Annotated in this window: 12 protein-coding genes; 9 read left to right on the forward strand and 3 right to left on the reverse strand. The window is 73.5% G+C overall.

The window, feature by feature from the left end:
• Positions 1–57 precede the first annotated feature (57 nt).
• The gene (gene rarD, locus ACSJJR_RS06945; protein ID WP_435942847.1) at positions 58–990 is read right to left on the reverse strand and encodes an EamA family transporter RarD; all 933 of its coding nucleotides are present in this window, start codon (positions 988–990) and stop codon (positions 58–60) included.
• Between the two features lie 130 nt (positions 991–1,120).
• Between rarD and rbfA the strand changes: the two genes are divergently transcribed.
• The 8 genes from rbfA (at position 1,121) to dapB (ending at position 9,355) form a co-directional block, all read left to right on the forward strand.
• On the forward strand, positions 1,121–1,603 hold the full coding sequence (gene rbfA / locus ACSJJR_RS06950; protein WP_435942848.1) for a 30S ribosome-binding factor RbfA: 483 nt from the start codon (positions 1,121–1,123) through the stop codon (positions 1,601–1,603).
• A gap of 35 nt (positions 1,604–1,638) precedes the next feature.
• The gene (truB, locus tag ACSJJR_RS06955; RefSeq protein ID WP_435942849.1) at positions 1,639–2,721 is read left to right on the forward strand and encodes a tRNA pseudouridine(55) synthase TruB; all 1,083 of its coding nucleotides are present in this window, start codon (positions 1,639–1,641) and stop codon (positions 2,719–2,721) included.
• Entirely contained in the window at positions 2,718–2,987 is a 270-nt protein-coding gene (locus ACSJJR_RS06960) for a hypothetical protein (protein ID WP_435942850.1), read from the forward strand. The genes truB and ACSJJR_RS06960 overlap by 4 nt, the downstream gene beginning before the upstream one ends.
• Before the next feature lie 5 nt (positions 2,988–2,992).
• Entirely contained in the window at positions 2,993–4,036 is a 1,044-nt protein-coding gene (locus ACSJJR_RS06965; protein ID WP_435942851.1) for a bifunctional riboflavin kinase/FAD synthetase, read from the forward strand.
• 174 nt (positions 4,037–4,210) lie between these two features.
• Positions 4,211–4,480 (forward strand): 30S ribosomal protein S15, encoded by a 270-nt coding sequence (rpsO, locus tag ACSJJR_RS06970; protein ID WP_435942852.1) that lies wholly within the window; start codon positions 4,211–4,213, stop codon positions 4,478–4,480.
• 188 nt (positions 4,481–4,668) lie between these two features.
• Positions 4,669–7,038 (forward strand): polyribonucleotide nucleotidyltransferase, encoded by a 2,370-nt coding sequence (locus tag ACSJJR_RS06975; RefSeq protein ID WP_435942853.1) that lies wholly within the window; start codon positions 4,669–4,671, stop codon positions 7,036–7,038.
• Between the two features lie 147 nt (positions 7,039–7,185).
• Positions 7,186–8,562: a M16 family metallopeptidase gene (locus tag ACSJJR_RS06980; RefSeq protein WP_435942854.1), complete on the forward strand. Its 1,377-nt coding sequence runs from the start codon at positions 7,186–7,188 to the stop codon at positions 8,560–8,562.
• 40 nt (positions 8,563–8,602) lie between these two features.
• Positions 8,603–9,355 (forward strand): 4-hydroxy-tetrahydrodipicolinate reductase, encoded by a 753-nt coding sequence (dapB, locus tag ACSJJR_RS06985; protein ID WP_435942855.1) that lies wholly within the window; start codon positions 8,603–8,605, stop codon positions 9,353–9,355.
• A 47-nt stretch (positions 9,356–9,402) separates the two neighbouring features.
• Here the strand turns inward: dapB and ACSJJR_RS06990 are convergent, their stop codons facing one another.
• Positions 9,403–10,026, reverse strand: a complete 624-nt coding sequence (locus ACSJJR_RS06990) for an N-acetyltransferase family protein (RefSeq protein WP_435942856.1) — start codon at positions 10,024–10,026, stop codon at positions 9,403–9,405.
• A gap of 89 nt (positions 10,027–10,115) precedes the next feature.
• Between ACSJJR_RS06990 and dapA the strand changes: the two genes are divergently transcribed.
• The gene (dapA, locus tag ACSJJR_RS06995; RefSeq protein WP_435942857.1) at positions 10,116–11,012 is read left to right on the forward strand and encodes a 4-hydroxy-tetrahydrodipicolinate synthase; all 897 of its coding nucleotides are present in this window, start codon (positions 10,116–10,118) and stop codon (positions 11,010–11,012) included.
• 37 nt (positions 11,013–11,049) lie between these two features.
• On the opposite strand, the gene ACSJJR_RS07000 is transcribed toward dapA, so the two are convergent.
• Complete coding sequence (locus tag ACSJJR_RS07000; RefSeq protein ID WP_435942858.1) at positions 11,050–12,894, reverse strand: AMP-binding protein; 1,845 nt, start codon at positions 12,892–12,894, stop codon at positions 11,050–11,052.
• Between the last annotated feature and the right edge of the window lie 85 nt (positions 12,895–12,979).

The raw sequence follows: 12,979 nt of genomic DNA on the forward strand, positions 1-12,979 counted from the left end.
CGCGGGGTTGGGCCGGGGGCCGCCCACCACACGGTGGGCGGCCCCCGGCCTGCCCCGTCACCGCTTCGAGGTTGCCGACGGCGAGCCGCCCAGCACACGCATCTGCGTCGCCAGGTCCACGGAGAAGATGACCGTCGCCACCACGATGAGCGACATGGCCGCCCAGCGGGCCGGGGAGATCGTCTCGCCGAGCACGAGCCAGGCCAGGAGGAACTGCATGAGTGGGGAGAAGAACTGCACGATGCCGACTGTGGACAGTGGCACGCGTCGGGCTCCTGCGGCGAAGAGCAGCAGCGGCGCCGCCGTCACCGGCCCGGCGAGCACGAGCAGGGCGGCCAGGCCGGCTGAGCCCTCAGGCCCCTGGAGCGTGGAGGTCCCGGTGAGGGCGAGGTGGGTGAGGTGGCCCAGGCCCAGCGGCAGCACCAGGCAGGTCTCTAAGGTCAGTCCCGTCAGCGCGTCCACCCGCACCTGGTTCTTCACCAGCCCGTACAGGCCAAAGGTGGCCGCCAGCGCCAGGGAGATCCAGGGCAGGCTGCCCTGGGCGGTCACGGCGACGGAGACCACCGCCAGCACGATGGCCACCTTCTGGGCACGGCGCAGGCGCTCTCTGAGGACCAGCGCCGCCAGGGCCACTGTCACGAGCGGGTTGATGAAGTAGCCCAGGGCGGCGTCGGCCGTGCGGCCCGTGTTGACGCCGTAGACGTAGGTGAGCCAGTTGAGGGTGATGAGCACGCCGGCGGCGGCGAGGGCCAGCAGCTGGCGCGGGGCTGCGAGCACGGCGCGCACCCGCGCCCAGGCGCGGGTCACGGTCACGAGCAGGAGGCAGGTGAGCGCGGTGAAGGTGATCCGGTAGCTGAGGATCTCAAGGGCTCCCGCGGCGTCCAGGAGCCGGAAGTAGAGCGGGAAGAGTCCCCACAGGGCGTAGGTGCCCAGCACGAGGGCGGTGCCGCGCTGCTGGGAGGCGGTGGACGGTGAGGTGGGCGAGGGCATACGGGCTCGTTCCTGGGACAGTGGGCAGATGCTAACGGTGTGAGGCGTGAGGCTGCGCACCTGGCAGGTATCTGAGACAATCGCCCGCCGGCACTCCCGCCGACGTGCCCCGCTGACCCTAGGAGCTTCCATGGCTGACGCCGCCCGCGCCCGCAAGGTCGCCGACCGTATCCACGAGACCGTCGCCCGTATGCTCCAGGGACGGATCAAGGACTCGCGTCTCGGCTTCGTCACCGTCACCGACGTGCGGGTCACCGGTGACCTGCAGCAGGCCACGGTCTTCTACACGGTCTACGGCTCTGAGCGAGAGCGCCGCGAGACGGCCGCCGCCCTGCGCTCGGCGACGGGCCTCATCCGCTCAGAGGTCGGCAGGGCGCTCGGCATCCGCCTGACCCCGTCGATCACCTTCCAGCTCGACGCGCTGCCCACCCAGGCCCGCACCTTCGAGGACGCCCTCGCCCAGGCGCGCGCCAAGGATGAGCAGATCGCCCGCACCTGTGCGGGGGCCTCCTACGCGGGCGAGGCGGACCCCTACCGTCACGACGACGAGGACGGCGAGGGCGGCGCCGACGACGAGGACGCCCCCACCGGCGAGCCGGGCACCCGGGCGTGAACGGCCGCACCGGCGCCGCCCGGAACCGTCCTGCGGTGCCCCGCGGCACCGTCACCGCCCCAGACGGCCTGCTGCTCATCGACAAGCCCAGCGGCCTGACGAGCCACGACGTCGTCGCCATGACCCGCAGGCTCGCGGCCACGCGCAAGGTCGGCCACGCCGGGACCCTCGACCCCATGGCCACGGGCCTTCTCATCATCGGCCTGGGCAGGGCGACCCGGCTGCTGACCTACCTCGTGGGCGCGGACAAGACCTACACCGCCACCCTGAGGCTGGGGCAGGAGACCGTCACCGACGACGCTGAGGGCGAGGTCACCGCCCGCCACGGCTGCACGCCGCAGGAGGACCTGCCCGCGCGCCTCGACGCCGCCCTGGCCCGCCTCACCGGGGACCTCATGCAGGTGCCCAGCGCCGTCAGTGCCGTCAAGGTTGACGGCGTGCGCGCCTACGCGCGCGTGCGTGGGGGCCAGGACGTCGCCCTCGCAGCCCGCCCGGTCACGGTCCACGCCCTGACCCGGGCCGGCGGCCCGCGCCCCTCGACGGCGCCCGACGGCACCGACGTCGTCGACATCGACCTGTGCGTCTGCTGCTCCTCAGGCACCTACGTGCGCGCCCTGGCCCGCGACCTCGGGCGGGCGCTGGGCTGCGGGGCGCACCTGACGGTCCTGCGGCGCACGGCCGTCGGCCCCTTCGACGTCGGTGAGGCCCTCACGCTCAAGGCCGCTGCCCGGCAGGTGGAGGCCGGGGCCGACGCCGAGCCGCCGTCGGGACTGCGCACGATGAGCCTGAGCGCGGTCGCCCGGCGCTGCTTCCCGGCCGTGGCGCTGGACGAGGACGAGGCCCGCGCCCTCGCCTACGGCCAGGTCCTCGGTGAGGACGTCGCCGCCCGTGCCGTCACCCCCGAGCGTGCCGTGGTCCCCAAGGAGCGGCGCCCGGACGGCGCCCTCAGGGCGCGCCCCGTCCTCGCGGGTTTCGCTCCCGACGGTGAGGTCGTGGCACTGTTGACCACCGGCAAGGGCCGCACGCGGCCCGTGCTCGTCCTCGCCCCCGCCATGGGGCCGGGACACGCTGACACGCAGCCGACCGCCGGTGAGCCCGGCGACCTAGGAGAGCCATGAGCGAGCAGGACGAGCAGACGGACCGGGCCGGCACGGGCGCCGCGCCCGGCGGGTGCGGCGGGCACCACCGAACCGCGCGGCAGCAGGAACGGCCCGGTGAGGCACCCGCCCCGGCGGGCGTCGTCCCCGGGCGCAAGGCCGGCAACCTCCTGGGCCTGCGCGACGTCTCCGCGCCCGCTCCCTCCCAGGGTGGAGGCTGCGGCTGCGGGGGCCACGGGCACGGCGGCCGGCACGCACACGGCCGCTGCGGCTGCGGCTCCCACTGAGCCCCGTGGAGGTCTGGTACGGCGCCGAGCAGGTGCCTGAGGAGCTGCGGGACCCCTCGGGGCCCGGCTCGGTCGTCACCATCGGGGTCTTCGACGGCGTCCACCGAGGGCACCGGGCGGTGCTCGCACGCCTGGCCGCGCGCGCCGCGGACCTCGCCTCCCGTCGTCCCGGCACCGCTCGCCCCCGCACGGTCGCCGTCACCTTCGACCCGCACCCGGCCCAGGTCCACCGGCCGGGCCAGCACCTGCCGATGGTCGCCTCGCTGGCCGACCGCCTCACCCTGCTGGCCTCCACGGGCCTGGACGCGGTCCTCGTCGTGCACTACACCCTCGACTTCGCCGACCAGGGCGCCGAGGACTTCGTGCGCACGTGGCTCGAGGGCCTGCTCGGGGCACGGGCCGTCGTCGTCGGCGACGACGTGCGCTTCGGCCGGGGCAACGAGGGCGACGCCCGCACCCTGGAGCAGATCGGGGCCGCGGACGGCCTCGAGGTGGAGATCGTCCGCGACGTGCTCGCCCCCTGCGGGCGGCGCTGGTCCTCGACCTGGGTGCGCCAGCTGCTCGAGGAGGGCGACGTCGCCGGGGCCGCCGAGGTCCTCGGGCGGGCCCACCGCCTGCGCGGCACCGTCGTGCACGGTCACAAGCGCGGCCGGGAGATCGGCTTCCCGACGGCGAACCTTGAGGCCGCGACCGCCGGCGTCGTGCCGCCCGACGGGGTCTACGCGGGCTGGCTCGTGCGCTCGCCGGGCTCCGGTGAGGACCAGGCTGCGGGGGAGGAGCGGCTGGCGGCCGCCGTCTCGATCGGTACCAACCCCACCTTCGACGACGTGCCCGAGCGGGTTGTCGAGGCGCACGTGCTGGGACGCACGGACCTGGACCTGTACGGTGAGGTCGTGGGGGTCGAGCTCGTCGAGCGCCTGCGCCCCATGCTGGCCTTCGACGGGCTCGAGCCCCTGCTGGCGCAGATGCGCCGCGACGTCGTCAGCTGCGCCGCCGTCCTGGGGGTGCCGGCCCCCGGCCCCCTGCGGCCCGAGGACGTCACGGCCTGAGCCCCGGCCGCTCCCGCGGGTGCCTGTGCCCGGTCCCACAGGCCCGCACGGCCCTGGGGCGGCGCCTCCCGGCGCGGGCGCTGGTATCGTGAGCGGGCCGTCGATCGGCCACGGACGTGTCATGCCCGGGAGGACAAGCCCCGGCGCTCCGTGCAACGAGAACAAGGAGTCCGCATGTCGATTTCCGCCGAGCGCAAGACCGAGCTCATCGCCGAGTACGCCACCCACGAGGGTGACACGGGCTCCCCGGAGGTCCAGGTCGCCGTCCTGAGCGAGCGCATCAAGAACCTCACCGAGCACTTCAAGACCCACACCCACGACCACCACTCGCGTCGTGGCCTGTACCTCCTCATCGGTAAGCGTCGTCGTCTGCTCGACTACCTCATGAAGGAGGACATCGAGCGCTACCGCTCCCTCATTGCCCGCCTCGGCATCCGTCGCTGAGCGAGCGCCGCGGGCACAGCGCCCGCACCGACCCGCCGAGGGCCCTGCCACGAGCTGGCGGGGCCCTCGCCCTGTCCACGGGGCGCGGCCCATCTCACGCACCCCGGCCATCCGCCGCCCAGCCATCGTGGGGGCCGGGAGGCTAGGATCGAGGCGTTCGCATTGACTGAGAAAGAGACACGTCACAGATGTTCATTGACGACCCCGAGGTCACCGCTGCTGAGGCCGTGATCGACAACGGCGCCTTCGGCACGCGCGTGGTCCGCTTCGAGACCGGCCGCCTCGCCAAGCAGGCCGCCGGCTCCGCCATGGCCTACCTCGACGGCGAGACCGCGATCCTGTCGGCCACCACCGTGGGCAAGCACCCCAAGGACCAGTTCGACTTCTTCCCGCTCACCGTTGACGTGGAGGAGCGCCAGTACGCCGCCGGCCGCATCCCCGGCTCCTTCTTCCGCCGCGAGGGCCGCGCCGGCACCTCCGCCATCCTCGCCTGCCGCCTCATCGACCGCCCGCTGCGCCCGTCCTTCGTCAAGGGCCTGCGCAACGAGGTCCAGGTCGTTGAGACCGTCCTGGCCATCCACCCTGACGACGCCTACGACGTGCTGGCCATCAACGCGGCCTCCATGTCCACCCAGATCGCGGGCCTGCCCTTCGCCGGTCCCGTGGCCGGCACCCGCCTGGCCCTCATCGACGGACAGTGGGTCGCCTTCCCCCGCTACAGCGAGCTCGAGCGCGCCACCTTCAACATGGTCGTCGCCGGCCGCGTCCTCGAGGACGGCGACGTCGCCATCATGATGGTCGAGGCCGGCGCCACCGAGAACGCCTTCGACCTCATCGCCCAGGGCGCCACCGCCCCGACTGAGCCGGTGGTCGCCTCCGCCCTCGAGGCCGCCAAGCCCCACATCAAGGCCCTGTGCGAGGCCCAGATGGAGGTCGCCGCCCGCGCCTCCAAGCCCACGGCCGAGTTCCCGCTCTACCTGGACTACTCCGACGAGCAGTACGCCGCCGTCGAGAAGGCCGCTGAGGCCCACGACCTCGCCTCCGCCATCGCCACCGAGGGCAAGCAGGCCCGCGACGCTGCCACCGACGCCGTGCGCGACGCCGTCCTGGCGGACCTCGCTGCGGACTTCCCCGCCGAGGAGGACACCAAGGCCCTCAAGGCGGCCTTCCGCTCCGTGACCAAGAAGCACGTGCGCCACCGCACCCTCACCGAGGGCATCCGCATGGACGGGCGTGGCCTGAAGGACATCCGCACCCTGGGTGCGGAGGTCGAGGTCCTGCCCCGCGTGCACGGCTCGGCCATCTTCGAGCGCGGCGAGACCCAGATCCTGGGTGTCACCACCCTCAACATGCTGCGCATGGAGCAGCAGATCGACGACCTGTCGCCGGTGACGCACAAGCGCTACATGCACCAGTACGTCTTCCCGCCCTTCTCTACCGGTGAGACCGGCCGCGTCGGCGCCCCCAAGCGCCGCGAGGTGGGCCACGGCGCCCTGGCGGAGCGTGCCCTGGCCCCCGTCATCCCCAACCGCGACGACTTCCCCTACGCGATCCGCCAGGTCTCCGAGGCCCTGGGCTCCAACGGCTCGACGTCGATGGGCTCGGTGTGCGCCTCCACCATGTCCCTGCTCAACGCCGGTGTGCCGCTCAAGGCCCCCGTCGCGGGCATCGCCATGGGACTCATGCACGAGGTCATCGACGGTGAGACGAAGTGGGCCACCCTCACCGACATCCTCGGCAGCGAGGACGCCTTCGGCGACATGGACTTCAAGGTGGCCGGCACCCGCGAGTTCATCACCGCCCTCCAGCTCGACACCAAGCTCGACGGCCTGCCCTCCGAGGTCCTGGCCGGCGCGCTCGGCCAGGCCCGCGACGCCCGCTTCTACATCCTCGACGTCATGGAGCAGGCCATCGACGGACCGGACGAGATGGCCCCCACGGCCCCGCGCGTGCTCACGGTTCACATCCCGGTGGACAAGATCGGCGAGGTCATCGGCCCCAAGGGCAAGATGATCAACCAGATCCAGGAGGACACCGGCGCGGACCTGACGGTCGAGGACGACGGCACCGTCTACATCGGCGCCTCCGACGGCCCCTCCGCCGAGGCGGCCCGCGACGCGGTCAACGCCATCGCCAACCCTCAGATGCCGGAGATCGGCGAGCGCTTCATCGGCACGGTCGTCAAGACCACGACCTTCGGCGCCTTCGTGTCCCTGTCGCCGGGCAAGGACGGCCTGCTGCACATCTCGCAGATCCGTCGTCTCGTGGGCGGCAAGCGCGTGGAGAACGTTGACGACGTCCTCACCGTCGGTGACAAGGTCCAGGTCGAGCTCGCCGAGATCGACCAGCGCGGCAAGCTCAGCCTGCACGCGGTCCTCACGGAGGAGCAGCTGGCGGCCGAGGAGGAGGCCCGTGGCTCGCGTGAGGATGGCGAGGGCTCTGAGCGCCGTGAGCGCCGCCCGCGCCGTGAGCGCAGCGAGGCCGACGGCGAGCGCCGTGAGCGCCGCCCGCGCCGCCGTCGCACTCGCACCGTGGAGGACTGCGCGGACGAGGACTGAGGCTCGCGCGGTGCTGACGCCGGCACCGGCCGCCGCCAGGCGGTGAGCAGCTGATCCGGTGGGGCCGGGTGGGGACAGACCCACCCGGCCCCACCGCGTGCGCAGCCGGGTTCTTGCCCGGGCGGGCGGCACCGTTAGGCTCGCCCGGTGACCGCATCCTCCGCCCCTGCCCCGTCCCCGCGCCCCACCGGCGCCTCCTACGCCGAGGTCGCTCTTGAGCGCGGCGTCGCCGGCGACCCGGCCACCGAGCTGGCCCTGGTTGACGACGGTGCCCTGCTGCGCCGCTCCGTCCTGCCCGGAGGGGTGCGGGTCATCACGGAGTCCGTGCCGGGGCTGCGCTCGACGAGCATGGGCATGTGGTTCGGCGTCGGCTCCCGCGACGAGGTGGCCGGCCAGGAGGGCTCGACCCACTTCCTCGAGCACCTGCTGTTCAAGGGAACGGCCACGCGCGACGCCCGCGCCATCGCTGAGGCCTTCGACATGATCGGCGGCGAGTCCAACGCCGCCACGGCCAAGGAGCACACCTCCTACTACGCGCGTGTCCAGGGGCAGGACTCCATGGAGGCCCTCGACGTCATCACCGACATGGTGACCTCCTCGCTGCTGGATCCCAAGGAGGTGGAGACCGAGCGCAGCGTCATCGTCTCCGAGCTCGCTGACGCCGCCGACGACCCCCAGGACGTCGCCCACGAGGCCTTCGCCCGCGCCGCCTTCGGTGAGGGGACCCCCCTGGGCCGCCCCATCGGCGGCACGCCGGAGACGGTCACCGCCGTGCCGCGTGACGCCGTGTGGGAGCACTACCGGCGCACCTACGCCTCGGACACGCTCGTCGTGGCGGTGGCCGGCGCCGTTGACCATGAGCAGGTGTGCGAGCGCGTCGCCGCCGACCTCGCCGTGGCCGGCTGGGACGCCAGCGCCGGCGCTGCGCCGCGCGAGCGCCGTTTCGAGGTGGAGCCCTTCACCGCGCTGGAGGTCCGGGACGTCACCATTGAGCGCGACTCGGAGCAGTCGCACGTGTACCTGGCCTGCCAGGGCATCGCCGTGCGCGATGAGCGGCGCTGGACCATGAGCGTGCTCACGACGATCCTCGGCGGGGGCATGTCCTCGCGCCTGTTCCAGGAGGTGCGTGAGAAGCGCGGCCTGGCGTACACGACCTACGCCTTCGACGCCTCCTACGCCGGTGCGGGAGCCTTCGGCCTGTACGCCGGGTGCGCGCCGGGCGACGTCGAGGAGGTCTGTGCCGTCATGGTCGGTGAGTTCGAGGCCCTGGCGGCGGACGGGCCGACGCAGCGCGAGATGGCCCGGGCTCGCGGCCAGATCGGCGGGGCGATGGTGCTCGGGGGTGAGGACTCCTTGGCGCGCATGGGGCGCCTTGGGCGAGCAGAGGTCGTCACGGGACGTCTGCGCTCCATGGATGAGAACCTGCGCCAGCTCGAGGCGGTCACGGCAGATCAGGTGCGTGAGCTGGCGGTCTGGCTCGCGGGGCAGGCCCGCACCCGCGTCCTCGTCGGCCCCCGGTCCTGAGCGACACCTGCTGCGCTCGCCGCCCCGATAGGCTGGTGCCATGACCATCCGTGTTGCAGTGACAGGCGCCGCTGGGCGCATGGGATCGACCGTCTGCCGTGCCGTTGAGGAGGCGGAGGGCCTTGAGCTCGTCGCCCGCCTCGATGCCGGCGACACCATCAGTGCCCAGGCCCTGTGCGGCGCCGACGTCGCCGTGGACTTCACCGTCCCGGCCGTCACCGAGGCCAATGTCCACGCCCTCATCGACGCCGGCGTCGATGTCGTCGTGGGCACCACCGGCTGGGACGAGGAGTCCTACGCCCGGGTGCGCGAGCACCTGGCGCGTCCCGAGGCCGCCGGGCGCAGCGTGCTCATCGCCCCCAACTTCGCCCTCTCCGCCGTCCTGGCCATGCGCTTCGCCGCTATGGCCGCGCCCTACTTCGAGTCCGTCGAGGTCATCGAGCTGCACCACCCGAACAAGGTCGACGCCCCCTCCGGCACCGCCGTCGCCACCGCCCGCGCCGTCGCAGCCGCCCGCGCGGCCGCCGGCGTGGGACCCTCACCCGACGCCACCGAGTCCGACCCCCTGGGCACCCGGGGCGGTCTGGTGGACGGCGTGCGCGTCCACGCGGTGCGCCTGCGGGGCCTGACCGCCCACGAGGAGGTCGTGCTCGGCAACCCCGGCGAGCAGCTGACCGTGCGCACCGACTCCTTCGACCGCTCCTCCTTCATGCCCGGTGTCGTCCTGGCCGTGCGCGAGGTCGGCTCCCGCCAGGGCCTGACCATCGGCCTGGACGCCGTCATGGACCTGTGAGGCCCTGAGCCCCGGTGCCACAGCCCCTCCACCCCGGCACGCCTCTGTCACAGGTCTGCGACCCACAGCTCCTCGACGACGCCCTCACCCACCGGCAGAAGCCGGTGGGACTCGGTGCGCTGCATCCCCGTGCCCGTGAGGAAGGAGGCCAGGGAGGAGTCCCCGCGCAGCACCCAGGCCAGCAGGACGTTCGCACCGTCCTCGCGGGCCAGGTCGCTCGCCGCCGCCAGCAGCCGCGAGCCGTGGCCCTGGCGCTGGTGGGCCGCAGACACACCCAGCGCCGTGACCTCCGCCGCCCGCTGGGGCGCACCCGCGGCCGGGGCCCCCTCCTCGTCGACGGCGAGCCCCTCGGTGGGGGCCAGGCCCACCAGGCCGACGACCTGCTCGCCGAGCGTGGCCACCAGCACGTGGTGCCGGGCCGAGGGCGGCTCGAGCACGGCTCGTTCCCAGCCGGCGGCCAGCACCGGCGGCGCCACCATCGCCTCGACGCCCGCCGGCAGCGGTGCGCCGTCGTGCTCGGCGCCGTGGGCCGCCCGCAGGGAGGAGGTCATCGTGGAGGCCTGTACCCGCCCGATGGCTTCGAGGTCCGCCCCAGACGCCGGGCGCACGGAGGGCGGTGCACCCACGGCGGGGGAGGGCAGGCGGTCGCTGGCGGAGCGGGGCAAGGTCATACCCGCAGCCTATGCGCACCGCCGGCGCCGGCTGTGACGGCCGTGACCCCACCTCCTTCGGCTCGCGGGCCGGACGGTACGCTGAGCCCATGAGTGCTCTTCCCCCCCGGTCCTTCGGCTCCGTCGGCGTCGCCATGGTCACGCCCTTCCACGCCGACGGCTCCATTGACGTCGAGGCCGCCCAGGCACTGGCCGTCAGCCTCGTTGACGACGGCGCCGACCTCATCCTCCTGGCCGGCACCACCGGGGAGGCCCCCACCACCCACCTGCCGGAGAAGCAGACGCTGCTGCGCGAGGTCAAGGACGCCCTCGCCGGGCGCGCCATGCTCATGGCGGGCGCCGGCTCCAACGACACCGCCCACGCGGTGCGTATCGGCGTCGGCTCCCAGGAGGCCGGGGCCGAGGCGCTGCTCATCAACGCCCCCTACTACAACCGGCCCAGCCAGGAGGGCGTCCACCAGCACATCATGGCCGTCGTTGAGGCCACGGACCTGCCGGTCATGCTCTACGACATCCCCGGGCGCACCGGGGTGAGGATCCTCGACGAGACTCTCGCGCGCCTGGCCGAGCACCCCCGCGTCAAGGCCGTCAAGGACGCCACCGGGGACGTCGAGCAGGGCTTCGAGCGCATGGAGGCCACCGGTCTGGAGTACTACTCCGGTGACGACGGCCTCAACTTCGCCTGGCTCGCCCACGGCGCCTCCGGCGTCGTGTCCGTCGTCGCCCACGCCGACGCCCACTCCTGGCGTGAGATGATCACCGAGGTCGACGCCGGTGACCTCGACGGCGCCCGCAAGGTCGCCCAGCGCATCCGCCCGCTCGTGCGCGCCATCATGGGCGGCGGCCAGGGCGCGGTCATGGCCAAGGAGGCGCTGGCGCTCCAGGGGCGTCTGCCCGAGGCCACCGTGCGCCTGCCGCTGGTGCGCGCCGAGGCCGCGGAGGTCGCCGCCCTGCGTGAGGTGCTCCAGGCCCAGGGCCTGCTCTGAGCGCACCCGCTCTGAGGTGACCGGGGCGACGCCCCGGTCACCGGTGCGTGCGGGACCTGCCCTCCCCGTCGCCCGGGCCGCCCCTGCGCTCCCGCCCGCCCTCGCCCAGCCTCTCGACGATGCTGGAGGCGACGGCGTCGGAGGCCGCGGAGGCCGCCTCCCGGGCGGCGAGCAGCTCCTCACGCACCACCCGGCGCAGGATCTTGCCGATCTGGGAGCGCGGCATCTCCGTGAGGATCTCCACCTGCCTGGGCAGGGCGTAGTGGGACAGGGTCCGCTCGGCCCAGGCGCGCACCTGCTCCAGGCTCACCGTCTGGCCCTCCTTGGGCACGATGGCGGCCACGACGCGCTCGTTGCCGGCCTCCCCGGGCAGGCCGACGACGGCGACGTCCTCGACCTGGGGCATCGAGCGCACCGCCGCCTCGACCTCGGTGGGGTAGATGTTGAAGCCGCCCGAGATGATGAGCTCCTTGCGCCGGTCGGCGATGACGTAGAAGCCGTCGGCCTCCTGACGCACGAGGTCGCCGGTGCGCAGCCAGCCCCCGGGCAGGAGCACCGCGTCGGTCTCCTCCGGGTTCTCCCAGTAGCCCACAAAGACCTGCGGGCCTCGCACGAGCAGCTCGCCGACCTCGCCGGGGGCGACCTCGGTGCCGGGGTCCTCCGGGTCAACGATCCGCACGTCCGTGGAGGGGAAGGGCACGCCCAGGGCTCCGGGGCGCCGCTCGGGGGAGATGGGGTTGCCCAGGGTGATGGGGGAGGACTCGGTCATGCCGTAGCCCTCGATGATGACGCCCCCCGTGGCCTCCTCCCAGGCCTCGGCCACCGCCCGCGGGTTCGCCGCCGCGCCGCACACGGCGATCTTGCACGAGCTCAGGTCCGCGCCGGTGGCGTTGGCGCGCGAGACGATCCGGTCGAACATCACCGGCACGCCCGGGAAGAAGGTGGCCGGGTGGCGCTTCCACGCCGACAGGACCATGTCGGCGCTGAACTTGGGCAGGATGACCTGGGTGGCCGCCAGTCCGACGGCGCACAGCAGCGACAGGCTCAGGCCGAAGGCGTGGAAGAACGGAAGCACCGAGTAGAAGGTTTCCTGTCCGTGCTCGCAGGTCTGGGAGGCCCAGGCCAGGCTCATCTCGGCGTTGGAGCGCAGGTTGCGGTGGGTGAGCTTGACGGCCTTGGGGGTGCCGGTGGTGCCGCCGGTGTAGAGCAGGACGGCGACGTCGTCAACATCGGGCAGCCGGTGGCCAGCGGGCAGGGGGGTGCAGGCGGCCACGAGGTCGTCCCAGGAGCGCACGCCGGAGGGGACCGGGCCGCGCAGCTCCGAGCGCTGGGCCCGGGCGGCGGCCACGGGCAGGCTCAGGGCCAGGCGGCTGGTCCAGGGCAGGTGGCGCGAGAGGTCCACCGACAGCACGCGCCGGCCGGTGAGCCCCGCCGCGCTGAGGGAGCCAGAGGCCTGCACGAGGCGGGCGAGGGTCTTCTCCCAGGCGATGATGACCTGGCCCCGGTGGATCTCGATCTGCTCGCGCAGCTGGGCGGCGGGGGCGAGCGGGTTGTGCTCGGCCAGGATGGCGCCCAGGCGCCACACGGCGTAGGCGATGACGACGTGCTGGGGGCAGTTGGGCAGGATGACGCCGACGACGTCGCCGGGGCCCACCCCCAGGGCACGCAGCGCCTCAGCCGCCTGGGCGACCTGACGCGACAGCTGGGCGTAGGTGGTGGAGGCGCCCAGGAAGTCGAGGGCGAGGCCGTCGGGGTGGCGGCGGGTGGCGTCGTCGAGCATCCGGGACAGGGGCTCGGTGACGGGGGCGATAACTCCGGGGACCCCGGGGGCGTAGTGGGGGCGCAGGTAGCGCTCGGAGGTGTCGCCGACGTGCTCGCTCATGAGGCTTCCTTCCCGGGAGGCGGTCTGGGGCGGTGCGGCCCCACGCAACCGTAACCTACGGTTGCGTAACCACGCGCCCCCGCCG

The organism is Actinomyces sp. W5033 (assembly GCF_051303165.1).

Excerpts from the sequence above, each read along its gene's own strand:
- rarD (WP_435942847.1), bottom strand. The coding sequence starts at position 990 with ATGCCCTCGCCCACCTCACCGTCCACCGCCTCCCAGCAGCGCGGCACC.
- rbfA (WP_435942848.1), top strand. The coding sequence starts at position 1,121 with ATGGCTGACGCCGCCCGCGCCCGCAAGGTCGCCGACCGTATCCACGAG.
- ACSJJR_RS06960 (WP_435942850.1), top strand. The coding sequence starts at position 2,718 with ATGAGCGAGCAGGACGAGCAGACGGACCGGGCCGGCACGGGCGCCGCG.
- rpsO (WP_435942852.1), top strand. The coding sequence starts at position 4,211 with ATGTCGATTTCCGCCGAGCGCAAGACCGAGCTCATCGCCGAGTACGCC.
- ACSJJR_RS06975 (WP_435942853.1), top strand. The coding sequence starts at position 4,669 with ATGTTCATTGACGACCCCGAGGTCACCGCTGCTGAGGCCGTGATCGAC.
- dapB (WP_435942855.1), top strand. The coding sequence starts at position 8,603 with ATGACCATCCGTGTTGCAGTGACAGGCGCCGCTGGGCGCATGGGATCG.
- ACSJJR_RS06990 (WP_435942856.1), bottom strand. The coding sequence starts at position 10,026 with ATGACCTTGCCCCGCTCCGCCAGCGACCGCCTGCCCTCCCCCGCCGTG.
- dapA (WP_435942857.1), top strand. The coding sequence starts at position 10,116 with ATGAGTGCTCTTCCCCCCCGGTCCTTCGGCTCCGTCGGCGTCGCCATG.
- ACSJJR_RS07000 (WP_435942858.1), bottom strand. The coding sequence starts at position 12,894 with ATGAGCGAGCACGTCGGCGACACCTCCGAGCGCTACCTGCGCCCCCAC.